21 protein-coding genes are annotated in these 23,359 nt (G+C 59.8%); 18 read left to right on the top strand and 3 right to left on the bottom strand.

What is annotated here, in order from left to right:
- Positions 1 to 139 precede the first annotated feature (139 nt).
- Together glpK and BMZ91_RS12475 are read left to right on the top strand one after the other, a co-directional pair.
- Positions 140 to 1,627 (top strand): glycerol kinase GlpK, encoded by a 1,488-nt coding sequence (gene glpK, locus BMZ91_RS12480; protein WP_092839297.1) that lies wholly within the window; start codon positions 140 to 142, stop codon positions 1,625 to 1,627.
- 136 nt (positions 1,628 to 1,763) lie between these two features.
- Positions 1,764 to 2,978 carry a glycosyltransferase family 2 protein gene (locus BMZ91_RS12475; RefSeq protein ID WP_092839429.1) on the top strand — a complete coding sequence of 405 codons (1,215 nt, stop codon included), beginning with the start codon at positions 1,764 to 1,766 and terminating at the stop codon, positions 2,976 to 2,978.
- A 104-nt stretch (positions 2,979 to 3,082) separates the two neighbouring features.
- Here the strand turns inward: BMZ91_RS12475 and BMZ91_RS12470 are convergent, their stop codons facing one another.
- Positions 3,083 to 4,123: a DMT family transporter gene (locus tag BMZ91_RS12470; RefSeq protein ID WP_092839294.1), complete on the bottom strand. Its 1,041-nt coding sequence runs from the start codon at positions 4,121 to 4,123 to the stop codon at positions 3,083 to 3,085.
- A 267-nt stretch (positions 4,124 to 4,390) separates the two neighbouring features.
- Between BMZ91_RS12470 and BMZ91_RS12465 the strand changes: the two genes are divergently transcribed.
- The 7 genes from BMZ91_RS12465 (at position 4,391) to BMZ91_RS12435 (ending at position 14,313) form a co-directional block, all read left to right on the top strand.
- Entirely contained in the window at positions 4,391 to 5,275 is an 885-nt protein-coding gene (locus BMZ91_RS12465) for a hypothetical protein (protein WP_092839291.1), read from the top strand.
- 188 nt (positions 5,276 to 5,463) lie between these two features.
- Positions 5,464 to 6,270, top strand: a complete 807-nt coding sequence (locus BMZ91_RS12460) for a hypothetical protein (protein ID WP_092839288.1) — start codon at positions 5,464 to 5,466, stop codon at positions 6,268 to 6,270.
- Between the two features lie 675 nt (positions 6,271 to 6,945).
- Positions 6,946 to 8,838, top strand: a complete 1,893-nt coding sequence (locus BMZ91_RS12455; RefSeq protein ID WP_245736354.1) for a multicopper oxidase family protein — start codon at positions 6,946 to 6,948, stop codon at positions 8,836 to 8,838.
- 42 nt (positions 8,839 to 8,880) lie between these two features.
- The gene (locus BMZ91_RS12450; RefSeq protein WP_143076346.1) at positions 8,881 to 9,657 is read left to right on the top strand and encodes an SCO family protein; all 777 of its coding nucleotides are present in this window, start codon (positions 8,881 to 8,883) and stop codon (positions 9,655 to 9,657) included.
- Between the two features lie 51 nt (positions 9,658 to 9,708).
- A complete protein-coding gene (locus BMZ91_RS12445; RefSeq protein ID WP_143076345.1) occupies positions 9,709 to 11,742 on the top strand; it encodes a hypothetical protein in 2,034 nt (677 codons plus the stop codon).
- 82 nt (positions 11,743 to 11,824) lie between these two features.
- Positions 11,825 to 12,625 (top strand): SCO family protein, encoded by an 801-nt coding sequence (locus tag BMZ91_RS21970; RefSeq protein WP_092839279.1) that lies wholly within the window; start codon positions 11,825 to 11,827, stop codon positions 12,623 to 12,625.
- A gap of 14 nt (positions 12,626 to 12,639) precedes the next feature.
- On the top strand, positions 12,640 to 14,313 hold the full coding sequence (locus BMZ91_RS12435) for an amino acid ABC transporter substrate-binding protein (protein WP_143076344.1): 1,674 nt from the start codon (positions 12,640 to 12,642) through the stop codon (positions 14,311 to 14,313).
- Positions 14,314 to 14,399: 86 nt separating this feature from the next.
- On the opposite strand, the gene BMZ91_RS12430 is transcribed toward BMZ91_RS12435, so the two are convergent.
- Positions 14,400 to 15,146, bottom strand: a complete 747-nt coding sequence (locus BMZ91_RS12430; RefSeq protein WP_092839273.1) for a prepilin peptidase — start codon at positions 15,144 to 15,146, stop codon at positions 14,400 to 14,402.
- A 113-nt stretch (positions 15,147 to 15,259) separates the two neighbouring features.
- On the opposite strand from BMZ91_RS12430, the gene gspG reads away from it, so the two are divergent.
- Genes gspG through BMZ91_RS12390 form a run of 8 tightly spaced genes read left to right on the top strand, consistent with a single transcriptional unit; the run spans position 15,260 to position 20,610 of the window.
- Positions 15,260 to 15,724, top strand: a complete 465-nt coding sequence (gene gspG / locus BMZ91_RS12425) for a type II secretion system major pseudopilin GspG (RefSeq protein ID WP_092839270.1) — start codon at positions 15,260 to 15,262, stop codon at positions 15,722 to 15,724.
- Entirely contained in the window at positions 15,712 to 16,200 is a 489-nt protein-coding gene (locus BMZ91_RS12420; RefSeq protein WP_092839267.1) for a prepilin-type N-terminal cleavage/methylation domain-containing protein, read from the top strand. Before gspG ends, BMZ91_RS12420 begins: the two co-directional genes overlap by 13 nt.
- Positions 16,197 to 16,586, top strand: coding sequence for a type IV pilus modification PilV family protein (locus BMZ91_RS12415; RefSeq protein ID WP_092839264.1), 390 nt, complete (start codon positions 16,197 to 16,199; stop codon positions 16,584 to 16,586). Before BMZ91_RS12420 ends, BMZ91_RS12415 begins: the two co-directional genes overlap by 4 nt.
- Positions 16,583 to 17,215, top strand: a complete 633-nt coding sequence (locus tag BMZ91_RS12410; protein WP_092839261.1) for a type II secretion system protein GspJ — start codon at positions 16,583 to 16,585, stop codon at positions 17,213 to 17,215. The genes BMZ91_RS12415 and BMZ91_RS12410 overlap by 4 nt, the downstream gene beginning before the upstream one ends.
- Positions 17,212 to 18,135: a type II secretion system minor pseudopilin GspK gene (gspK, locus tag BMZ91_RS12405; RefSeq protein WP_092839258.1), complete on the top strand. Its 924-nt coding sequence runs from the start codon at positions 17,212 to 17,214 to the stop codon at positions 18,133 to 18,135. Before BMZ91_RS12410 ends, gspK begins: the two co-directional genes overlap by 4 nt.
- On the top strand, positions 18,132 to 19,334 hold the full coding sequence (gene gspL / locus BMZ91_RS12400) for a type II secretion system protein GspL (RefSeq protein ID WP_092839255.1): 1,203 nt from the start codon (positions 18,132 to 18,134) through the stop codon (positions 19,332 to 19,334). The genes gspK and gspL overlap by 4 nt, the downstream gene beginning before the upstream one ends.
- Entirely contained in the window at positions 19,331 to 19,846 is a 516-nt protein-coding gene (gene gspM / locus BMZ91_RS12395; protein ID WP_092839252.1) for a type II secretion system protein GspM, read from the top strand. Before gspL ends, gspM begins: the two co-directional genes overlap by 4 nt.
- Positions 19,843 to 20,610: a hypothetical protein gene (locus BMZ91_RS12390; protein ID WP_092839249.1), complete on the top strand. Its 768-nt coding sequence runs from the start codon at positions 19,843 to 19,845 to the stop codon at positions 20,608 to 20,610. The genes gspM and BMZ91_RS12390 overlap by 4 nt, the downstream gene beginning before the upstream one ends.
- Positions 20,611 to 20,625: 15 nt before the next feature.
- Here BMZ91_RS12390 and BMZ91_RS12385 read toward each other — a convergent pair whose 3' ends face one another.
- The gene (locus BMZ91_RS12385; protein WP_092839246.1) at positions 20,626 to 21,156 is read right to left on the bottom strand and encodes a tetratricopeptide repeat protein; all 531 of its coding nucleotides are present in this window, start codon (positions 21,154 to 21,156) and stop codon (positions 20,626 to 20,628) included.
- Positions 21,157 to 21,417: 261 nt separating this feature from the next.
- Here BMZ91_RS12385 and gspD point away from each other — a divergent pair, with 261 nt between their 5' ends.
- The gene (gene gspD, locus BMZ91_RS12380; RefSeq protein WP_092839243.1) at positions 21,418 to 23,358 is read left to right on the top strand and encodes a type II secretion system secretin GspD; all 1,941 of its coding nucleotides are present in this window, start codon (positions 21,418 to 21,420) and stop codon (positions 23,356 to 23,358) included.
- Position 23,359: the final 1 nt, after the last annotated feature.

The following is a 23,359-nucleotide window of genomic DNA, read 5'->3' as shown; positions in this document are numbered from 1 at the left end:
ATGATCCGGGGGTGGCCTCTGCGATGGATGGCGGCGTGGGATAATACGCCGTCATCCCCGGGCTTGACCCGAGGACCTTCTTGCGAGAGATGATTCGATCAAGCCGAATGATGACATCCAAAAGTGGCGGACCACACCCATGACCCATATCCTCGCCATTGATCAGGGCACCACATCAAGCCGGGCGATCCTGTTTGATGAGAGCATGCGGATCGTGGCCACCGCGCAGGAAGAATTCCCCCAGCATTTTCCGCAATCTGGCTGGGTGGCGCATGATGCCAATGATCTTTGGTCAAGCACCGCCGGAACGTGCCGCGCAGTGATCGAAAAGGCCGGGTTGACCGGCGCGGATGTGGCCGCCATCGGCATCACCAATCAGCGCGAAACCACCGTGGTCTGGGATAAAAAGACCGGGCAGCCGGTGCATCACGCGATTGTCTGGCAGGACCGGCGCACCGCCGAGTATTGCCGCACTCTTCGCGACGCAGGTCACGAGGAAATGGTGGCCGAGCGCACGGGCCTGCTGCTTGATCCATATTTCTCGGGCACCAAGCTTCGCTGGATACTGGAGAATGTCGAAGGCGCGCGGGCGCGCGCCGAGGCGGGCGAGTTGCTGTTTGGCACGGTCGACAGTTTTCTGATCTGGAAGCTGACCGGCGGGGCGGTGCATGCCACCGACGCCACCAATGCCGCGCGCACATTAATGTATGACATCCGCAAGGGCCGGTGGAGCAAGACGATCTGCGGGTTGCTTGATATCCCGATGCAGATGTTGCCAGAGGTGCGCAACAGCGCCGATGATTTCGGCCATGCGCGCGCCGACCTGTTTGGCCGCGAAATCCCTATTCGTGGCGTGGCCGGCGATCAACAGGCCGCCACGGTGGGACAGGCCTGTTTCAAACCGGGCATGTTGAAATCCACCTATGGGACGGGGTGTTTCGCGCTTTTGAACACCGGCGACACGCCGGTCGTGTCACAAAACCGGTTGTTGACCACCATCGCCTATCAGCTTGACGGCAAGCCGACCTATGCGCTTGAAGGTTCGATCTTTGTCGCCGGGGCGGTGGTGCAATGGCTGCGCGACGGCCTTGGGATTATCCGCGAAGCGGGCGAGACCCAGCCCTTGGCCGAAAGGGCCGACCCAGAACAGAACGTAGTGCTTGTGCCGGCCTTTACCGGGCTTGGCGCGCCTTATTGGAATGCTGAATGTCGCGGCGCGATGTTCGGGCTGACGCGCAACACGCGGCCCGCAGAACTGGCGCGCGCAGCGCTTGAAAGCGTCGGCTTTCAGACCCGCGATCTTTTGCAGGCGATGCGCGATGATTGGGCCGGAGAGGGCGCGGATGCGGTTTTGCGCGTTGATGGTGGCATGAGTGCCTCCGATTGGGCGATGCAGTTTCTGTCGGATATCATCAACGCGCCGGTCGACCGGCCAGAGGTTCTTGAGACCACGGCGCTTGGCGCGGCTTGGCTGGCGGGCATGCAGATCGGGCTTTACCCCGGTCAGGAAGAGTTTGCCGCGACCTGGGCGCTTGAACGTCAGTTTTTGCCCGCGATGGACGACCAACTGCGCCGGATCAAGACAGAATCCTGGAAGCGCGCGGTCGATGCAGCCTTGGGGTTTTAGGCCCGGCGCGTCAAAACTGTAACCATAGGTCACGATAGGTTTCACTGCTGTGAGGCCGTCATCTCTTGTTAACAGCAGCTGATCATATTACTTTTCCAAGAGGCGAATGCGGGGCTGAAGCCTCAGAGGAGTGTTTATGACCGATCCGGTCTCAGTCATTGTCCCTGCCAGAAACGAGGCGGAAACCATCCGCAAGGTTGTGTCGATCCTGCTCGGGATGGCAGATGTGGGCGAGGTCGTGGTGATTGACAACGGCTCCACCGACGATACCGCAGCACAGGCGGATGCGGCGGGGGCGCGCGTCGTGTCCGAGACGCGTGTCGGCATGGGCCATGCGGTGCGTGCGGGGATTATGGCGGCGAAATATGACTGGGTGATGAAGGTCGACGCCGATCTTGATAAATTCGACACCGATCTTTTCGCGCGCATGCCTGCGGCGCGCGGCCCTGGCATCGGGTTGGTCAAGGGCGCCTGGCATGATCCGGGTGACAATATGCCGATGACGCGGTTGTTGGTGATGCCTGCGATCTGTCTGATGTTCCCCGGCCTTGGTCATTTGCGCGCGCCCAATTCCGGGCTTTACCTGTTCAACAAGTCGCTGATCGCGCCGGACGCTTTGGTTGACGATTACGCGGTCGATCTTGATGTTATGTTGCGGGTGCATGCCGCGGGGGCAAAGGTGGTCGAGGTCGATATCGGCCGGATCGAGCATGACGTGCGCGACGTGCCCCATTATAACGCCATGGCCGAAATGCTCTTGAAATTCTTCCTCAGCCGCCAGAACAGGCGCCTGACCACCGAAATGGTGGTGATGGCGCAGGATGGGGCCGAGGTGATCCGTCATGCGCTTGGCACGATTGCCGCCAAGGCGGTCGCAGGCGGACGGGTAACCATCTTTCTTGCAAGCGATCAAGGGCCGGACGGGCAGGTGCTGCGCAAGGTTCTGTCACCCTATCCGACGGTACGGGTTTTGCCGCTTGCGGCGGCGAACACCTTTGCCCCCGGCGCCAATGCAACCGGACTTCGCGTTCTGGCGCCTTTCCCGCAGGCCGACAAGACCGAGGTGCTTGTGACGGCGATCGGCGTGCATGACGCGGCCAGGGATATTGCCTCGGAGTTATTGCTTATGCCGGTGCAACAGGGCGACCGTGTGATTGCCGGGTTCCGCCCGGATACTGCCACGGAAAACGAGGACGGTTTGGCGATCAAGCGCGAGGCGCTTTATCACCTTGATGGCAAAGTGCAGGAGAGCACGCCACCACCGCGTGAGGTGTTTCAGAGCTATGGCTCGTTGCCGGAGGCGCTCAAGCCGCTGTTTCATTCGACGGCGAAACGCCCCTCGGCCGGCTGAAACCCTGACATCATCACGGTGCAAGGCGCCGGGTGTGACACTGAAAAAACGGCGCAGGTCAGATCTGACTTGCGCCGCTTTTTTTGAACCTTGGGCCAGTGTCGTCAGGTGCCTTTGAAATTCACCTCGCCCTCATGTTTCATTGCATTATGCGCCAGACTGTCGGCCTCGTCACGGGCACGCTTGCGTCGGATGCGGCCATATTGCCCAATGCCAATGGCCAAAAGGATGATCGTGCCGCCGGGGATCAGCCCGGGGCCGGGATCTTCGCCCAGCATGACCATGGCGATCACGATTGCCGCCAGCGGCGAAAACGACGTCGCCAGCGACACATCGCCTGAGCGGGCGTATTTCAGGCCAAGCGCCCAGGCAAACTGACCGCCGATGACCACGATCAGCGCATAGATCCAGACCCATTGCCAGACGAGGGGGTTAAACACGTCCTGAAAATGCTGCTTGCCGAACAGATAGATCGCCAGAAAAAAGTAGAAGGTGGTCCCCACGGCGGTGCGATAGATCGAGAAGATACCCAAGGGAATGCCGCGAAGGCCGGTGCGTGCCACCAGGGTCGAGGCGATATAAGAGAGCGTCGCAAGCAGTGCGCCAATCTCGCCCTTGCCAAGGACAAAGCTGCTATCGCTACCCTTGAGCGCGATCATCACCACCGCACCGCACAGGGCGACAAGACCGGCGACGAACGACCAGGGCTCGAACTCTTCGCGCAGCAAGAGATAGGTCGCCAGCAGGAAAAGCGGCGGCTCGATCCGCCCCATCAGCACCACATTGGTGACGGTGGTATGTTCCAGCGCATAAAAGAAAAGCCCCGGTGTCAGCGCCGAAGACAGGAACGCCGAGAGCGTCAGGATAACCCAGTGCTTGGCTGTCAGCGCGCGCAGGTTCTCAAACGTCCAGTCACGCCAGAACATGAGGATCATCGGCACCATCGACATCAGGGAGCCGACAAATAACAGGTTGCAATAGGTGATGACATTGCGCCCCATCACCTTGTTATTTGCGCCGATATCGGCCAGCAGCGACACAAGCGAGTTCGAGGATGCATAGATGATCACCGCGACCCAGGCCAATCCGGCGCCCAGAAGAATCTTGGACTGATCGGGCAGGGTTTGGGTGGTGGCATTGCTCATAATCGGAATCCTGATCTGAAATTTTTATACGTCTAAAATGCGCCTGTCGCAGGGGGGGATCAATGCACGGTTGTACGTTTCTGCGTCACGTTGCCGACAACGGCACGTAATATTGTTTCAAAACCGCCGCGCAGATAACGCTTGTGTGGGTCAGCGTGAAAAATCGCGTGATTTGGGTTGTAATGCTGCCGCTCTGCGGCAAGGTTGCGCGATAGGGCCGGTCGTGGTGGCCCGGATGCAAAGCAGAGACGAGATGGAACGCAGGATATGACAGAGCTACCTAATAGCGCAAAGGGCGGCTTCGTCACGATTTTTGACGATACCTATAATCAACCCGATTGCCGGGCCTATTTCCGGATGATGGATGCGCTTGGCTATCGCAATCAGCATCACGCGGTGGCGGCTTTTCGGGCGGGGCTGACCGAGCTGATGCGTCTGCGCGGGCTAAAGTCTGCGCGGATCGTGGATTTTGCCAGCAGCTATGGCATTGTCAGTGCGCTGATGGGGCATGATCTGACGCTGGCGCAGGTGTTTGATCGCTATCGCGCCCCGGCCTTTGACGGGATGGCCGCGCCCGAGGTGATCCAACAGGACCGCGCCTGGCTAAACAGCATTCGGCATGCGGCGCCACCGATGCGATTTGTCGGGCTTGATGTGGCCCCCAATGCCATTGCCTATGGCGTGGCGGCGGGGCTTTTCGATGCGGGGTTTGTTGAGGATTTGCAGGAAAACGAGGCCTCACCCGACCTCGCGGCAGAACTGGCACACTGCGACATGATCGTGGAATGCGGCAGCGTGGCACAGCTTATGCCAGAGGCGCTTGACCGGCTCTTGACGGCGGCGGGGCCGCGCAAACCCTGGGTAATGACCTCGCCCATTCGTGGCAATGAGCGGCCCGAAGCGGCCGAGGTCCTGCGGGACCATGGGCTGGTGATGGAGAGATTGCCGGTGCCGCCTTTCGTGCATCGCCGCTTTGAGCGTGCCGAAGAACAGGCGCGCGCCATCGCCAATGCGCAAGCGCAGGGCCATGACACCGAAGGTGTGGAAAGCACCGGGCATTTTCATGCGCAAATTCTTTTGGCGCGCCCCGCGGATGAGCTTGGCCCGCCGCAGGGCTGGGCGCTGCCTGTGAGTGTGGCGCCGATGGGCTAGGGCCCTTGGCCTCGGGGCGGTCATCGCCTGTTGTCGCGCCGGGCGCGCCGGGGTATTATTCCAGCCACTATCGCAAGTGATTTTACATGATCCCCGCCCCATTCGTCAAAAGGGACCACCAAACGTGCTGATGATGCCTTCGTATCCCGACCGCGCCGATCGCGGCATTGCTGGCCGGATCTGATCCGATGCGCGGGCTTGGATTGCTGACCTTCGCCGCCGCCGTCGCTTTTGGCTATGGTGGTGGACAGCTTGCGCTTGTGCTGGCGTCAAAGGACACGCAAGGGGCGCCTCCGGTCCAGATCGGAGCGGCGCTTGCCGCCGTCGAGGCCGCCACCCCTGAGGCTCTGCCGACAGAATGGCCGCCGGTATTTGATGCCTATGTGCCCGATCTTCCCCGCGCCCCAGCCCCCCCCGCGAAGGCCGAGAAATACCGCCTTGTCGGACTTGTCGCCGGGGGTAAGGACGCCTGGGCGATCATGACCGCCTCGGATGGCGATGTGCTTGTGCGCGCCGGGGATCGGCTTATCGGTGGTGAGCAGGTGATCGAGATCGAGGCCAACGGCGTCTGGATCGAGCGCGACGACAAGCGTGTTCTGATCCGGTTCGAGGAAACCGCGAACGAATTGATGGCCCGCATGATGTCCAATGGCTCGGTCGAGAGCGACAATGTCGATCTGCCCATAGCTGCGCTTTCAGGGCGTGACATGCGTCGCGTGCTTGGGCGCGCGGGCAGTATTCGCATGGTGGCCGCCAATGGTGGGCAGGGCGAAAAGTTCCCCGAAATCCTCTGGGTGCGTGAAGGCCAGGTCTATGATCTTATCGGGTTGCAGCGCGGCGATATGGTGCTCCGGGTGAATGGGTATTCAGTTTCAGATCCTGAAAATCTTGCCAATGCCGCACAGATTTTGCGCAGCAGCGATGAATTTGCGGTTGATATTCTGCGCAAGGGTCAGCGTCGCACGATTACAGTCAAGATCACGGGGCGCGGCTAGTGTTGGCGAGTGCGCCGGACAGAGATTCGCGTTTTACGTGAAGGTAAAGCCTCTGGATTGTGATTGGTATGTCAATACCTCCTACGGTTGCATACATTCAGGAAAGGTTTATAACTTTTCTCACCGTGCCTCTGGAAAAGTGATTTCCAGCTTCCATATAACCTGATGTTAGGTTTTTTTCGGATTGTCCATGATCTGTATGTAGTCCAAATAAACCAATACTTAACAATAGGTTGTGTAAAGTGAGCGCTTCAAAGGAAGCGCTCAAAGCGTTTTGATGGGCTTATCACGCAAATGTTACCGTTGTCGGGTGAGCGGTTTTATGCTGTCATGTCCCTGACAATAGTGTCATTTCGACGCGCTTTGTCATTTCAACTGACGGCGAACCCGTGCGGCCTTTGTGCGCGGAATAAAGGAGCATTTGCTCTAAAGCTATTGAACCAAAATTCGCAGGTTACTGATCTGCGCGGGCCACACATTACTCACTCTACCGGCCTGTAATCTCACCTCTCGAGCCTCGGCTCGAACCTTAAAATAAGGCGGCGTAATAGCCGCTCTGCAAGCGGGGTCACTGGCCTTTCTTACTCGCGGCATATTTGGCGCGAGGGCGATCGCGTCATGTCTGGCGTGTGACACAAGTAATATTCGCGAGCTTTTTCTGCTGGAGGACTAAGCATGAAACGAAGAGAAGCATTGAAGCTTGGCCTGGGTGTTGCGGGCGCTACGGCTGTAGCATCGCAGGCCGGGGCCGAGATCAAGCAATGGCCGGATCTAGGCGACCCAAATTTGGCTCAAGACGGTCTGGTATTCCCTGACAATTTTCAACCGAGCATCGTCACCTCGCCAAGCCCCGATGTAGAGCCGTTTACAGCGCCGCTCAACATTATGCCAACGGCGCAGCCGATTGACCCTTCATCATACGATCCGCCGATCGAGCCTGACCGCCATCAGCGGTTCGACGATTTCCCGCCGGTCAATCACTACGAAGAGGTGATGACGGAATTCCGCTGGAAATATCACTGGCAGCCCCCGTATGGCGATGGCACCGAGGGTGTTGTTGGTCGTGACGGTAACCCGGACGTTGGCTCCTGGCACTGGGGCTTTAACGGCATCACGCCGGGTGAAACCTATAAGTCGAACTATGGCGAAGCGGTCTTTCTGCGTCGCAACAACCTTCTGCCCCCTGTTGGCACTGGCAATGTGACCTTCGCGCTGCCCTCGCCGACGATCCACCTTCACAACGGCCATACCGCGTCTGAATCTGACGGTATTCCGCAGGATTTCTTCAACCCCGGCGAATTCTGGGATCACCATTATGCCAACTTCCCTGCGGGTTCGCCCGATGGGTGGCGGTTTGATAACACCGAGATCATGAACACGCTGTGGTATCACGATCACCGCTTGGATTTCACCGCGACCAACGTTTACGCGGGCTTCTCGGGGTTCTACCTGCTGTTTGATGAGCGTGATTCAAACAATGAAAACGATCCGAACCCGCGGGCCTTCAATCTGCCGTCGGGCGATTACGACATTCCGCTGATCCTGCATGACGTGCAGTTCCAGCCGAACGGTCAGGTGATCTGGGATTTCTTCCACCCCGATGACAATGATCCGCCCAATCCGGAACCCAAGGACGAGCTCGAAGATGTGGGTAACTTCCAGGGTGCTCTGGATGATTTCGGACCCAACCGCCTGCAATATACCACGCAGGGTATGGTTGGCGACAAGATCACCGTGAACCGCATCATCCAGCCCTATCTGGATGTGGATCGCCGCAAATACCGCTTCCGTTTCCTGAACGGCGGTCCGTCGCGTCTTTACACGATGCTTCTCAAGGTCATACCCGCCGATGGCGGCGAGCCCTATTATGACGACTGGGTTATCCTGTCGAATGACGGTAACATGCTTGAGGCTCCTCTGGTCGAACCGTCGTTCGAGCTATGGGTTGCAAACCGCTTTGACGTGATCGTCGACTTCTCGAAGTATGGCGATGGCGACAAGGTCGAAGTCTGGAACAACATGGAAATCCGTGCGGATGGCGCAGGCCCGACCGGCTATACGCTTGACGAGGATAACATGATGCCGGTGATGCAATTCCGCTGCAAAGCGGGTGACGTTGCTGATCCGTCGAAAATTCCTGCCAAGATGCGCAAGCTTCCCAAAATCCGCATGTCGGAAGTCCGCCGCAAGCGTCTGTTTGTCTTTGACTATGACAACGGTCTGTGGACGGTGAACGGTCGCCTGATGGATCCCAACCGCGTGGATGCCAAAATCGAGCAGGGGTCTGCCGAAATCTGGACATTCCGCAACGAAGGTAACACTTGGGCCCATCCTGTCCATACCCACTTCGAAGAGTTCCAGATTCTTGAGGTCAACGGTCGTCCGCCGAGCGCGGTAGAGCGTGCCCGCAAGGACGTGGTCTCGCTTGGACCTGGAGACGAAGTTACGTTCTACAGCCGCTGGCGCGACTTCTTCGGGAAGCACGTGATGCACTGTCACAACGTTGTCCACGAAGACCATGCCATGATGATCCGTTGGGACATCGTTGAGCAGGGTGAGGGTGACTAAGCCCGCCGTACAGGAATTCTCTGAAAGACGAGAGGAAAAGACATGACTAACAGACGTCAATTTTTGACCGGACTTCCGGTTGCCGCAGCGGTGGGATTTACTACCACAGCGGGTTCGTCGTCGGAACGTGCGGCAGCCGCGGCTGCAGAGGCCCGTGCCCGGCTGCGAAACGCAGCCACAGGGATAGGCCCCAATGACACGCCGATTCTGTGTAACCCCATCGATAGCGGCGGAGTCATCGACCAGAACGTGAGGGATTCGTTCCCCAACGTGATGATGGTCAACCAGGACGGTCTCGGGATGTCCTTTTACGAGGGATTCATCGAGAACAAGGTCGTGATGATGCACTTCATGAGCCTCCGGGACGAGCAGCAGCTGCCGATCACCCGCAGCATTGCGAAGGTCGTGCACGAGCTGGGCGACAAGGTCGGGCGGGACGTGTTCGTCTATTCGATCACCCGCGATCCCAAACATGACACGCCCAGCCGGATGGCAGCCTACGCGCGCGAATTGAACGCGCCCAAAGGTTGGCATTTTCTGACGGGAACGCCGCAACACTGTGCCGATCTGGCCTTCCGTATGTATCGCATGAGCCATGCGACACTGCCCGGCAAGCGCAAGGTTGATGTGGTTTTTTACGGCAACGGCAAGGCGGGTCTGTGGGGCACCTTCCCCTATGACATCCGCCCTGACGATGCTGCCGAACGGGTGACTTGGGTCATGCCGCAACCTGCGCTTCAGCCGGGCGAAAAGCTCCGCCGAGCGGGGCCGCGTGTCTTTGACCGAACCGACCCGCGCAACCACAATCGCGAAGTCTAAGTCACTGGCCCCGGGTTACCGGGGTTCCAGCTCAGTATTAAAACGGAGACTATGAAAATGTTTCTCAAATCTTTCAGATGGGCGGCGGTGGTGGCTTTGCCAGTCGCAGCCACTCTCGGAGGGGCCCCCGCTTCGGCGCAGGACGACTCTCTCCTAACCGTGCCGCCTGCGGCAGGTAACCTGTCGGGGATCAACCAGTTCTGTATTGATATGTTCAGTTCAGGACAGCAACCGCGCGTTCCCTTCGAGTCCCGTCGGGACAACGCCGTAAGGGACGAGAATGGTGTGGAGCTTGTTGCACCGACAATAACCGAACTCACGACCGCGAGCGGTGTGGCGGTTTTTCCGGAAAATCCGGACTATCCAAACGGGGACAGCTATTCGACCAACCCGTCCAACCTGATCCCGACGGTATACGAAAACATCAAATCGTGCCGCGGCAACGAAATTATCAATACGTTGCCGTCAACGCCGGACAATCCGTACAATCTGCATGATGATCCGGTGGTCACCGAAATCGACAAAACCTCACCGACCGATGATCTCGATTTTATCATGGACCGGATTCATGTGCTTTCGAAACCTCGCAAGGTGTGCCGGAACTTCCGTGGCCGTCAGCACTGCTATAGGTATCCGCGCCGTGTTTCCCAAGGTGACCTGCGCCGTCTGGCGCGTCACGCCGTGAACATCATCGAGGGCAATGAACTTCAGGGCCGTTATGCTGATCGGGCATACGAGGGTTTCCCATTGCTGCACTATCTTGGTGGTCTGAAGGAAAAGGCAGTTGATCCGGTAACCCGCTCGGTGACCGTCAACCAGATCTGGTACGATACCCATATCGAATCTGACACCGCCTATATCGACCCGATTGCGGTTGATGACGACGACGAGTGGTATATCAAGTACAACGTCAAAATCCTGAACCGTGGGCACGAAGATTTCGCGCCGTACATGATGGTTTATGATGATCCGTTGGAACTCGACCTTTCGGATGTTGGCGGGCCTGACCTGACTCAAGCGGGGCTTGCTGTTCCGCGTATCCCGAACGTCGGTCTGGATCAGACATTCTTCCCGATGGAAGAGGGCCTGATGTACACCCTCAACATGAAGATGCCGCCGGCACGCTTCTGGAACCTTACCTACCACTGGGGCTGGCGTATTCACCCGCCACGGGTTCAGGTAGTTGAAAACGTTCGTGCGGTACTTGCGACCCCGAATGGTCCGATGCCTCGTAACTTTGCCGAGATCGCTGTCTTTGGCGAAAACCCACGCGAAAGCGAAGCCAGCAAGCTGGCGGCGATCGAAATGATCGGCGACACGGCACCGGCCAAGCGGATGTGGCGGATGTTCCGCGAACTTGGGAACATGACGACCAACCGCCGTCCGGGCCGCTACTTCCGTGGTCTCAACGGTTCGGCCGTTCAGGCGCAATTGGCGCAGATTCGCGAAGCCTTCTATGACTGGAGCAATCGTACCCAACTTCCCACTGGCTATGAGATGGGTGAAGGGTATGACATGACTGTTCTATTCCTGAACAACACCATTTATGGGCAACTTAGAGACCATGATGGCATCGCTCAGGTTAGTATGTCAGGTCGGGATGTCTGGGACAAACGCGGTGACGAAGTCAAAATTCAGCTCCTGAATGGCGACTACTTCCGTCATGCCTATGTTCTGGTTGACTTCGGCGGTCTACGTGGTTGGGAAAACACCTTCCACAACACCCTGCCTGTTGGTGGTGCCGGTCCGCTGTTTACCTTTGGCCGGAACGCCTTCTGGATCCATGTCGCTGGTCGGGGTGCAATCCCAATCCCGAATGCGGTACGTCCGGAACAGGTTACGCCGACACCTCTGACCAGTGCGATGGATCAGTTGGTTGGTTTCAAGAAGGGCAACCATCACTGGACAGACGCGCTCTATTCGGCGATGGGCGGCACGCCGGACACGATGTCCGACTACGTCAACACGGACGGCGTTGGTGAGCATTCTCTGAATGTTATATTCTCCTATGAGCCATCACGTCGTCTGCGGATGTATCAGTTCGATGCTCTGCACCACGACACGGCCGTGTGGTCGGTTCACTAAGAGACCATAAAAAGGGGCATCGGCGGCTTTGGTCGCCGATGCCCACCTTTTTGAGACATTACTTTCTCGACGGAGACTTGAAATGCAACGTATCAGAGCTGCTCTGAGTGCTGTTCCGGCCTGTGCCCTTGGTTTGGCACTTGTAGGATTTTCCGCGCCTGCCATTGCCGGTAGCGACCATTCAGGCCACACTTCGGGACACGGGCAGGATCATGCCCATACTCATGACAATACCAACGCAATGCATGGGCACGGAACCGATCACGGCGCGGATCATGGCACAGCAGATCATCGTATGCCGCTTCATCTTGGGATGGATGCCGCGAATAGCAGCCAGGCCGCAAATGACAGCCAGAATGGTATGCGCGACGGTTACCAGTACAAACGTACGCTGAACGATTACCCCATGTCCGATGTCATCCTGCGCGACTCGCAGGCCCGCAAGGTCAACTTTGCCGAGTTGATGAAATATGACGGGCCTGTGCTCTTGAATTTCATTTTCACCAGTTGCGCCACGATCTGTCCCGTGATGAGCGCCACCTTTGGCCAGACCCAGCAAGATCTTCTGGCCATTGATCCCGATTACCTGATGGTGTCGATCTCGATTGACCCGGAATATGACACGCCCCGCCGCTTGCGCGACTATGCAAAATTGCATGATGCGCATGACAATTGGGTGTTTTTGACCGGTCAGTTTGACGATATCTTTACCGTCGTGCGCGATTTTGATGCCGTCTATAAAGGCGAAAACAAGATGTATCATCGTCCGCTCACCTTCCTGCGCAAGTCCGGGGATGCGCCCTGGCTTCGGCTTGAGGGGCTGTTGACCTCTGAAGAGTTGGCGGACGAATATGTCGCCATGCTTCGCCCCGAAATGAATTGATGTCAGGAAAATCAATGCGCAAGATGCTGCGTGGTATCGGTCTGGCGCTTGTGCTGGCCGTGACGCCGGTTTTGGCCGGGGCCGGGCAGGCGGGCGATGCCGAGCTTGGTCGCCGTCTTTACTGGGAAGGGATCGGTGCCGATGGCAAGCCGATCACCGGTGTGACCCAGGGCGATGTCAAGATTTCCGGCACACAGTTTTCATGTGTGAACTGTCACCGCCCAAGTGGCTTTGGCACCTCTGAGGGGGGCAACTATGTGCCGCCGATCATGGGGCGCATCCTGTTCGACAAGAAACACATGGATCGCAACCGGATCTTCAAGGATCTCTATCAGGAGGTGCAGCCGCCCAAGTTCTGGGCCCGGGTGCGCCAACCGCGTATGCGCCCTGCTTATGATGAGAAGCTTCTGGCGCGCGCGCTGCACGATGGTGTGGATGCCGGCGGCTATGAATTTGACCCAATCATGCCGCGCTACGAGATATCTTCGGCCGATGTGGCCAATCTCACCGCTTTCCTCAAGGGCCTGTCGGGCGAGATTGATCCCGGCGTCGACGAAAGCAACATTCACTTTGCCACGATTATCGGCCCGGATGCCGACCCCGCCGAGGCGCAGGCGATGCTCGACACGATGAATGTGTTCTTTACCTACATGAATATCGACACCGAAGGTGACACCAAGAAACCGACCTTTTCGCCAAACTATCGCTCGAATTTTGTCAGCGCCTATCGCGTTTGGAACCTGCATGTCTGGCAGCTTGAAGGCGCGCCCGAAACATGGCGCGAGCAGCTTGAGGCCAAATATGCCGAACAACCGGTGTTTGCGGCATTAAGCGGTTTGGTCAAAGGGCCATGGGACGAGATCGGCAAGTTCTGTGACGATACGCGATTGCCCTGTATTCTGCCCAATACCGAATTGCCGAGCCCGGGCGAGGGGCGCTATGGTTACTCGGTGTTTTTCAATCGCGGGATCGCGCTTGAGGCCGAGGCGCTGGCGATTCATTTTGGCGATCAGGCCGTTCCGCCCGCCCGTATTGTTCAGCTGCATGGCGCGGGCCCGCAAGGCATGCGTCCTGCGGAAGCCTTTGAAGAGACCATGAAAATGGTGCTTGAGGGAACCGAGGTTGAAACCGTCGAATATGTTGGTGCCGAGGGGCTCAGGGCGGCTCTGGAGCGTCATGCGGAGGCCGATTCGCTTGTGATCTGGCCCGAGGATGCCGCCGAGGCGGTCAGGGTTCTCGTCGAGGTCGACCCGAAAGCGACGCTAATCACCTTGCCATCCTCCAGCAAGGATTTTGCCAATGACGCTTTCCCAAGTGACATGATCGCACGCACCAAATTGATCTGGCCCTATGATAAACCGGGCTCGTATCATCCGCGGAAATATCGTATACGCGGCTGGATGCACACGCGCAGGTTGGCGGTCACCCACCCGCGTATCCAGTTGCAAACTTACTATGCGCTGACGCTGATCGAATTTGGTCTCATGCATGCAATCAATGACTTCTATCGCGATTATGTGCTTGAAATCATTGAACATGAAGCGGAAAATGAACTGAACCCCGGCACCCATCCCGAATTGGGCCTTGGGCCGGGGCAAAGATTCGCCTCAAAAGGAGCGTTCATCGCGGAACTGGCACCGGAAGAGCGGGTTGGCTACCGCGTCGTCAGTGATTGGATCGTACCCTAGGGTTTTGAGTAATGGGCCCTTTTGGTACGTAGTGGGCGGTGGGGAAACCTGCCGCCCATGCTTTTTGCACCGATAATTTCAACGATTTATCCGATCAAGAACCAAAGGCCTGCCGCCCCGGCGAGATAGGCGCCAAAGGGAATTTCCGCAGTCGATCCGGGGCGCTCGCCCTTGCGCCAGCCGGACAGGATCGCGACGATCATTGCCGTCATCGCGGCAATCAACGCCACCATTGGCAGGGCGGTTGCGCCCAGTGCGGCGCCAATACCACCCATCAGTTTGACATCCCCCAATCCCAACCCTTCGCGGCCGCGAACCCATTGATAAAAAGTACGAATAAATAAGAACGCCCCGCCCCCGAATGCCGCACCGATCAGCCCGTCAATCAGGCCACGAAACGGGTCTTGCGAGGCCAGAGCCAAACCGATGACAAACAAAAGCCCGGTGAGAGCATTGGGCAGCCGAAAAGCGGCCAAATCACACATCACCAGGCCCAGAATGACCCAGAGAAAAACCGCCCCCAGCACCATGTGCAACGGCGATTGTGCCACCCAGATTGCCAAGATCGCCAAGGCTGCCCCCGAAATCTCGGCGTAAAACAGGCGTTTCGGGATCGCGGCGCCGCAGGACCGGCATTTGCCCCCCAATAAAAGCCAGGACAGGACCGGCATCTTGTCACGCCAGGAAATCCTGATCTCGCAGTCGCGGCATCGCGAGGGGTCGGCCACCACGCTTTCGCCGCGTGGAAGACGATCTGCCCAGGCGGCCAGGAACGATCCGACCGCCGCGCCACACAGGATCAGAAAAAACGCGAGGGGGGCGGTGGCGGGCATGGGCAATCCGTTGCTTGAAAAACGTGCGCGAGAGCAAGGCGATGATTGTACAAGGCGCCTCGTTGGTCTATGATTTAGCTTCTAGTCTATATTATTTACGGACCGATTTTACCATGAAAATCAATACGTCAGAGCCGGTTCCCAACCCTGCCAGACCCGATGGCGAGGCCGGTTTCTCTTTGCTGGAACTGATGGTCGTGGTGGTCATCATGTCGATTCTCGCGCTCGTGGTGATGCCGCGCATCATTGACCGGCCCGATCAGGCGCGCGTGGCGCGGGTGCAATCGGATCTGGCGGTGCTGAGCGGGGCAATCAAGCTCTATAAACTCGACAATTTCCGCTATCCCAGCACCGAACAGGGCCTGCTTGCCCTGAGAGAGCCTCCCACAATCGCGCCGGTGCCGCAGAATTACGCGTCCAACGGCTATATCGACCGCCTGCCGCAGGATCCCTGGGGCAATCCCTATCAGTATCTGCAACCGGGCATTCACGGTGAATTTGATATCTTCACCCTTGGCGCGGATGGTGTCGCGGGCGGGGATGGCGTTGATGCGGATATCGGCTCATGGAGCGAATAGGACCAGCATCCGAGCATGGTTTTACCCTTCTGGAGATGGTGATCGTTGTCGCGGTGATTGCCGTTTTATCGGTCACGGCGACGTTTTCCGTGACACAACGCAACAGCGGTGACAGCGATGTCTTGCGCTTTGATGCGGCCTATGACCGGCTGCGGGATGCGGCCATTCTGGGCCATTCCGCGCGCGGTGTCGCGCTGTTGCCTGACGGCTGGCAGGTGCTCTTGCCGGCCCTTCCGGGGGCGGAAGACGATGGATGGCAACCCAATGGCCGGGCTCAGAAATTTCGCGGCGAAGTGCGTTTTGAAGGCGCGAATGGTCCGATTTTCCCGAAAGAGCTTGACCGCAAGCCCGCGCCCGATCTGGTGTTCCTGCCTGATGGTCAGGTGACCCGCTTTGAGGTCAGCTTTATCGGCAATGACACCCTCACGCGCTGCGTATCGAACGGATTTTCCGGGCTGACATGCGAGGGCATATGACGCGCCCGCCCCCCGATACCGCCTCGTTTGACGGCACCCGCGGCGTGACCCTGCTTGAACTGGTGATCGCGGTCTTTGTTCTGTCCATCGGCACGATTGCCGCCCTGCGCAGCGCCGATCAGGCCGGTCGCGTTCTGGGCGGCGAGGCGGCCCGCGTCATGGCCATGCAAGTGGCCTTGAACAGGGCCGAAGAGCTTCGGCTTTTGGGGGCGGTTGGCGCGCGAAGCCTGAGCGATCGCGTCGCCTATGGCCCCTATACTTGGCAGGTTGAGGTGAGCGAAAAAACCACCCGCGCCGGCTTTACCGAGGCGACGATCACCGCGCGCACCGCGGATCAACCGGGCGGCCGCGTCGTGGTGATCGCGCGCAGCGAGGTGGTGCAATGACGGTGCCCCCCCCATCCCGCGCGGCACAGGATCGGGGGCTGACCCTGCTCGAACTCGTGGCGGTGCTGTCGATTTTTGCCATGGTCGCGGTGATGGGCCTTCAGGCGCTTGGCGGGATGATGCGGGCGCGCGACCGGATCACCGACGCCGACGAAAAGGCGGCGGCGCTGTCGCGCGGGCTTACCTTGTTGCGCAGTGATCTGAAATCCGCCGCCGCGCTCGCGTTCTGGCCCCCTGAAAGCATCGAGTCAGAGCCCGCCTTTCTGGATCAGAGTGCGGATGAGGGCATTCTTGCCTTTTCCACCTCCGGTCAGCCGGTTTTGCCCGATGACCAGGCGGCGGGACGGTCGCGGGTGATCTGGCGGTATGATCGTGAGGACGAGCAGCTTATCCGACAGGTCTGGCCGGTTTTGCGCCCCGCCTCGGAGGCCGCACTTGCGCCGGAAATGGAGATCTTTGACAATATCGCAAGCTTTCGCGTCAGCGCCTATGCCAGCCCCGAAGAGGGTTGGGTCGCGGGCTGGGGCGTGCCCGGCCCCTTGTCGCGCCCGGATTTGCCGGATGCGGTGGACATCCAGTTTGACTCGGATGTTTACGGGCCTTTGCGGGTGATGGTGAGCTATCAATGACACAGGATCGCGGCATAGCCCTGTTGAATGCGCTGATCATGGTGGCGGCGATTTCTGCCGTGGCGGCGGGGCTGATGCTGCGGGCGGAAACCAGCCGCAGCCGGGTCGAGCATGTACAGATCAGTGAACAGGCGATGCTGCATCTGGACGCGGCGGAACTGCTGATTGATCCGGTGTTGCGTGCCGATTGGGAGGCGGACCAGAACCTTGATCACCTGCTCGAAGGCTGGGCGCTTGAGAGGTTCGGCGCCGATATTGACCGCGCGCAGCTGGCGGGGCAGATTACCGATCTTCAGGGGCTTTTCAACGTCAACGCCCTGAGCGACCCCGGCGATCTTGCGGCGGTGCAGGCCTTCGAGAGGTTGCTGCGCGGGCTTGGTCTTCCGGTGGCCCTGGCGCGCGAAGTGGCCGGTTTCGTGCAGGCGCGCGGCCCGGTTCTGGTTGAGGAATACAGCGCGCGCGACATCCCGCTGCGTCCGCCGGGCGGGCCGATTGCCGGAATCGAGGAATTGCGCCTTGTGCGCGGCATGACCTCCGAGGATTACGCCCGGCTCTTGCCGTTCGTGTCGGCCCTGCCGGTTGGCTCCTCGCTGAACGTGAATACCACTCCGGCTGCGGTTTTGGGGGCGGTTTTGCCAACCGCCAACCCCGCCGGAGTCGAGCGGCTTGTTGCGGATCGTGGCCGGGTGCCTTTCGCCAATGCCGGGGATTTCAGGCAGCGCGCCGAAACCCTGCTTCATCCACGCGTGATCGAGCAATCACAGGCCCCGAACGGTGGCCTTGGTGTCACGAGCCGCTGGTTTCAGGTACGGTTTGACCTCGCGCTCGATGGGCGTATTCTTAGCCGTATCGTAACCGTGGAACGATCTACGCTGACGGGTGCAACAGATATTAAAAATCGCCGGGCGGATCCGTTATGACCCTTGTTTTGAAACGTAAAAAAGGCGGCACTGCGACGCCGGTGAAAACCCATGATCTTGCCGTTGGTGGCGGATTGCCGGCGCATCCCTTCGTGGCGCTTGTGCCGGGGACGGCGGCGCCTTTGGTGCGGCTTGATCTGCCCGAGGCCGTTAAGGGGCAGGCCCGCGAGCGGGTGGCAAAGCGGCAATTGCGCGATGCTTATGGCGGCTCGGATGCGGGTCTTGATCTGCGCCCGGCGCGCCTTGCGGGAACGCGCGATGGCTGGAGCCGGGTGCTTGTTACCGATGTTGCAGAGCGCCAGGATTGGGCACGTGCGGTGGCCCCGGCGGGGGCGCTGTGTCGCGCGGTTCTGCCCGACTACCTTGCCTTGCCCGCCGCCCCCGATCTCTGGGTTATAGAGGCCCGCGGGGATCATGTGCTTGCCCGCCTCGGGACGGAGGACGGCTTTGCCGGTGAGACCGATCTTGCGCTTCTTCTGCTCAAGACGTCGGCCGAGGCGTCGCCGCCCCGCGCGGTGTTGCGACGTGGCGCTGTTTTGCCGGAGATTGATGCTTATCTTGCTGCTCAAAACCTCACCACCTGTGGCACGACATCAGAACTGGCGGCGCATGGCGTGGCCGAGCCGCAGGTCTTTGGACATGGCGAGCTTGCGCTCGATCTGGCGCGCGATCCGGGGGCCGAGCGCGCCGAGATGCGCCGAACCCTGCGCCGGTTGCGGCTTCCGGTTGGGCTGGCGTTTCTGGGGCTGGTCGGCTGGGTCGCGGCCACGGTGATGGAGACCCGCGATCTGCGCGATCAATCGCTCGCCTATCGCCAGAATGCCGAACGTATCCTGCGCGATGTGATGATCCCGACGGGGCCGATCCTGGACATTCGAACCCAAGTGACACAACGCCTTGAGCGTGCCCGAACCGCGCGCAGCGACGGCGACGGCGAGGCGCGCCCGCTGGATGTGCTGCGTCGTTCGGGCGCTGTTCTGGCCGATCATGAGGGCACCATCACACGGGTCAGCTATCAGCCCGGCGCGGGTCTGGTGATTGATCTGCAACTGGCGGATTTTGCGGCGCTTGACGCGCTTGTGGGGGCCCTGCGCACCACCGGGGTCGAGCCGCGCGTCGCCCAATCGGTGACCCGCGAGGGGGCTGGCATCGAGGCGGTGCTGGCGATGGCGGTCACGCAGAACGGGGGCCGACGATGACGGGTTTGATGGATGCACTCATCGGCGCCTTGCTAGGCCTGAGCGGGCGCGAACGGGTGCTGGTGGCAATCCTGGCGCTTATGGCGCTGCCTTTGGGGTTGGTCTATGGCGTGGCTTTGCCGCTGGCGGATGCGCGCCATGAGGCACAGCGCGCGGTCGCCGAGGCCCGCGCAACAGAGCTTTGGGTGGCGGATCAATCGCTGCTTTATGCCTCGGAGACCGCGGCGCTGCGTCATGCGGGCGAGGCGGATAATGCCGGCCCGCCGATCGGCATCAGCGGGATCGAGGCCAGCCTTGTCGAGGCTGGATTGCGCCAAGAGGCCAGCGAATTGGCCAATGCCGCCGACGGTGGCATTACCATGCGGTTTGACGCTGTGCGCTTTACCAGGTTGGCCGAATGGTTGACCGGGCAAGAGGCAAACTGGGGCTACGATCTTACCGGGTTTACCTTTGAGAGGGGCGAGCGCGAAGATGTGGTCGCGGCCGATTTGCGTCTGGTGATCGCTCAATGACCCGTTTTCTTTTGATTCTGAGCGGGGTTCTGTGCGGCCTGTTGCTTGTGGTGCTGAGCGAGGGGCGCGTCGGGCATTTACGCGCATTTGCGCCGCAGATGGTGCCGGGCTGGGCTGCGCCCATCGACAATGGTGCAACCCTCTGGCAGGGCCGCGCGCGCGGCATACGCCCCTTGGGCTTTCCGGTCGAGACCGATTTAAGCTGGCGGTTCGCGCGCCTCAGGGCATTCGGCGCGATCTGGGATCTGAGCGCGATGGCACCGGGCCTTTCGGGGCGGGCCGAGCTTGACCTGCCTCTGGCGCGGGACCGGGCCGAGCTTCGCGACGGGCGCGCCGAGGTTTTGCTTGGGGATTGGCCCGGCCTTGTGCGGGGCGTGACCCTGGACGGCCTGTTGGAGGTTGCGGGCCTGCACGCCGATCTGGCCCTGCCCGAGCGCAGCCTGAGGGCGTTTGGCGCTGACATACGCTGGACCGGGGCGCGGATAAACGGCCAGGACATTGGCACCGGCGAGATGACGGTGCTGTCGGATCAGGGCGGCGGCTGGCGCGCGCCCTTCAGCCTTGAGGGGGACGTGGTTGTAGCCAGCGGCACGCTTGAGGGGCGCTTTGGCGCGCCGGTTGCGGTGCTTGATTTGCGGATCGAGGATGCAGGCGGGATGCCGATTGAATGGCAGAAGGCGCTGGATCGGGTGGCGCGCAGGGTCGGCACATCCTGGATCGTACGCCGCGACCTTGATCTATCGCTGGAGTGGCCGCTTTTGTAGAATACTTGGCCTGCGTCAGCCGCGCGCGCCAAGCTGTTGGAGTTCCAGTTTGATATCCTTGCGCCGCGAGGCCATGGCGCCGAGCGGATCAAGATCAGCGTCAAGCGCCATCATTTCCTTTAGCGCGGCATCCGCAGCGCGCAGCTTGGCCACGGTGGCCGGGCCGGCCGTGCCCGCGTTGATGTCGGCGAGGGCGCTTTCGTGTTGCGCGGCGCCGCTGACCGCGAGGGCCGCGGCACGGTCGCTGCCCTTGCGGCTGCTGGCGAGGGCGTCGGCAACCTGGGCCGCCTCGTCATAACGCCCGGCGCGCAGCAGGGCATGGGCGTATTCAAGCCGCAAACGCGGCTCAAGCGGGCCCGATTGAGGGATCAGCAAGGCATAGCTGTTGATCGCGGTGTCATAATTGCCCGCCTCAAGCGCCTTGCGCGCCGTGCTGTATTTGCGCTGAAAATTATTGCCCTCACTGATCGCGCTCGGTTCGCAGGCCGCGACGGCCATCATAACCGGCAGCAAAATCAAAGGGCTGGTGTGAAAACGAAAGCGCATGCGCCCTCCTGGAAATCTCAATACTCACTTCCTATCACGTCGTGGCAAAGCCGGGCCAAGGAAAAACCGGGGTTGGCGCTAAAAAACCTATAGGTGAGTCATAAGTGTGCCAGATGCGGTTTAACAATAGAAACGCTATATGAAATCGGGTAGTATGTGTTGATAATAGCAAAAAAAAACCGGCGATAAACGGCGGTTGGATTTCTGAGGCACTATTAACGGGCAGGCGGTATCTATTCATGATGTTCGTAATGCATAGCGATGCGATTTTTTAGGGTTTTCGCCCTCGGGGCGTTTTTGTGGCTGGTACAGGTGTTTCCTGCGACCGCCCAGGTTTCATTGGATTTGCGCGACGCAAGTTTGCGTGATTTCGTACAGATTGTGGCACAGTCCACGGGCCGCAACTTCATCCTCGACGATCGGGTGCAAGGCAGCGTGACGGTGGTCGCGCCAAACCAGGTTTCCTCCTCGGCGATCTACGAGATTTTTCTTAATGTTCTGGAGCTTAACCGCCTGACCATCGTCGAAGGCGAACAGGCGGACCGGATCGTGCCGATTGATGTGGCGCGTGAATTGGCCCCCGGACAGGAGCGCGCAGGGCTTGGCGGGGATTATGAAACCCGCGTGATCGTGGTGCGCAACAGCCCGGTTGCCGATCTTGCCGAGGTGGTGCGCCCGCTTTTGCCGGCCGAGGCGGTGCTGTCGACGGTGCCGGATGCGGGGCTCATGATCCTGTCTGACCGACGCGAGAACTTTCAGCGCATCGTGCAGCTGGTGGATCGTCTGGACACCCCAAGCCGCAATGCGATTGAAACCATACCGCTGCGCAATGGCAATGCGGCGGATATGCTTGGCGTGATCACGACGCTGGCGATCACGCCCGCCGGGTCAAGCCTGTCGGCTGATCGCCGCTCAAATGCGCTTATCGTTTCGGGCACGCCCGAATTTCGCGACCGCATCCGCAATATTGTCACTCAGCTTGATAGACCACAGCGCAGCATCGCAACCGAGGTGGTGCGCCTGAATTATGCCGATGCGAGCGATCTTGCCGATGTGGTCCGTCAGAGTTTCGGCGCGCAGGCGACCTCTGCCGAGGGCGCCGTCAGTGGCAATAGCGCGATCACCATCGTCGCCGAACCACAGCAAAATGCGCTTATCATCACCGCGCCGTCGGACCGGGTGAATGCCATCGTCAGCGCCGTTCGCGGCCTTGATCAGCGGCCCGATCAGGTTCTGATCGAAGCGGTGATTTTCGAGCTGTCGGTCGATAGCTTTTCCGACCTGTCGTTTCAATTCGGCGGCGTGATCGAGGATGCCACGGTTGGCGGGGTGGAATTCGCCCTTGCCGGGCGCCCGACGCTGACCAACCTTGTGGGCACCGTTCTTGCGGGGGGCAATCCGACGGGGGGCGGCACCGGCGGCACGATCGCGGCGTTTGACAAAGGCGGCTTTGGCGGCTTTCTTGCGGCGCTTGCCAGCAAAAGCTCGACCAAGCTCTTGTCGACGCCCTCGATCCTGACCCTGAACAACCGCGAGGCCGAAATCGTCGTGGCGCAGAACGTGCCCTTCGTCACCGGCAGCTTTTCCACCGTCGGCGACAGTGCCGTGCCAACCCAGCCGTTCCAGACCATCGAGCGTCAGGATGTTGGCCTGACCCTCAAAGTGACGCCCCAGATCACCCGCGATAAAACCGTGCGTCTGGCGATCAATCAAGAGGTGTCGAACCTGACCAGCTCTGCCTCGGCGGCAGGCGGCGAGATCACATCGAAACGGGAATTGACGACCAATGTTCTGGTGCGCGACGGGCATGTGATCATGCTTGGCGGCTTGATGGAAGACGGCAACGGATCAGTCAATCAGCGGGTGCCGGGGCTTAGTGAACTGCCGCTGCTTGGGCGTCTGTTCAAGGGGCGCAGCACCTCGCAAAATCAACGGGTTCTGCTAGTGATGATGCGGCCGCGCATTCTGAGCACCGATGCCGAGGCGCGCGAGCTGACGCGCCGTCTTGCCCGCGAGGCCAAGCGCGCCAGCGCAGCGATTGCGCCGCCCGATGATGGCACCTATCCGCAAGTGCCGGATTCAAGTTTTCCGTTTGACGGAGCCAATCTGAACCAACCGTTTGATGCCGGCTATATTGACAAGGGCGCGCAGAGCCGACGCTTTCCGCCGCTGCCGTCGCGGTTGCAATTCGTGGACAGATAAT

This window comes from Roseovarius lutimaris (assembly GCF_900115165.1).
GTDB lineage: Bacteria > Pseudomonadota > Alphaproteobacteria > Rhodobacterales > Rhodobacteraceae > Roseovarius > Roseovarius lutimaris.
This window is presented reverse-complemented; position numbering and strand designations above follow the sequence as displayed.

Bases quoted from the DNA above. Each gene is read 5' to 3' on its own strand.
- BMZ91_RS12390 (WP_092839249.1), top strand. From the start codon at position 19,843: ATGACCCGTTTTCTTTTGATTCTGAGCGGGGTTCTGTGCGGCCTGTTG.
- glpK (WP_092839297.1), top strand. From the start codon at position 140: ATGACCCATATCCTCGCCATTGATCAGGGCACCACATCAAGCCGGGCG.
- gspG (WP_092839270.1), top strand. From the start codon at position 15,260: ATGAAAATCAATACGTCAGAGCCGGTTCCCAACCCTGCCAGACCCGAT.
- BMZ91_RS12415 (WP_092839264.1), top strand. From the start codon at position 16,197: ATGACGCGCCCGCCCCCCGATACCGCCTCGTTTGACGGCACCCGCGGC.
- gspL (WP_092839255.1), top strand. From the start codon at position 18,132: ATGACCCTTGTTTTGAAACGTAAAAAAGGCGGCACTGCGACGCCGGTG.
- BMZ91_RS12470 (WP_092839294.1), bottom strand. From the start codon at position 4,123: ATGAGCAATGCCACCACCCAAACCCTGCCCGATCAGTCCAAGATTCTT.
- gspK (WP_092839258.1), top strand. From the start codon at position 17,212: ATGACACAGGATCGCGGCATAGCCCTGTTGAATGCGCTGATCATGGTG.
- BMZ91_RS12430 (WP_092839273.1), bottom strand. From the start codon at position 15,146: ATGCCCGCCACCGCCCCCCTCGCGTTTTTTCTGATCCTGTGTGGCGCG.
- BMZ91_RS12420 (WP_092839267.1), top strand. From the start codon at position 15,712: ATGGAGCGAATAGGACCAGCATCCGAGCATGGTTTTACCCTTCTGGAG.
- BMZ91_RS12385 (WP_092839246.1), bottom strand. From the start codon at position 21,156: ATGCGCTTTCGTTTTCACACCAGCCCTTTGATTTTGCTGCCGGTTATG.
- BMZ91_RS12460 (WP_092839288.1), top strand. From the start codon at position 5,464: ATGCGCGGGCTTGGATTGCTGACCTTCGCCGCCGCCGTCGCTTTTGGC.
- BMZ91_RS12450 (WP_143076346.1), top strand. From the start codon at position 8,881: ATGACTAACAGACGTCAATTTTTGACCGGACTTCCGGTTGCCGCAGCG.
- gspM (WP_092839252.1), top strand. From the start codon at position 19,331: ATGACGGGTTTGATGGATGCACTCATCGGCGCCTTGCTAGGCCTGAGC.
- BMZ91_RS12410 (WP_092839261.1), top strand. From the start codon at position 16,583: ATGACGGTGCCCCCCCCATCCCGCGCGGCACAGGATCGGGGGCTGACC.
- BMZ91_RS21970 (WP_092839279.1), top strand. From the start codon at position 11,825: ATGCAACGTATCAGAGCTGCTCTGAGTGCTGTTCCGGCCTGTGCCCTT.
- gspD (WP_092839243.1), top strand. From the start codon at position 21,418: ATGCGATTTTTTAGGGTTTTCGCCCTCGGGGCGTTTTTGTGGCTGGTA.
- BMZ91_RS12445 (WP_143076345.1), top strand. From the start codon at position 9,709: ATGAAAATGTTTCTCAAATCTTTCAGATGGGCGGCGGTGGTGGCTTTG.
- BMZ91_RS12475 (WP_092839429.1), top strand. From the start codon at position 1,764: ATGACCGATCCGGTCTCAGTCATTGTCCCTGCCAGAAACGAGGCGGAA.
- BMZ91_RS12465 (WP_092839291.1), top strand. From the start codon at position 4,391: ATGACAGAGCTACCTAATAGCGCAAAGGGCGGCTTCGTCACGATTTTT.
- BMZ91_RS12455 (WP_245736354.1), top strand. From the start codon at position 6,946: ATGAAACGAAGAGAAGCATTGAAGCTTGGCCTGGGTGTTGCGGGCGCT.
- BMZ91_RS12435 (WP_143076344.1), top strand. From the start codon at position 12,640: ATGCGCAAGATGCTGCGTGGTATCGGTCTGGCGCTTGTGCTGGCCGTG.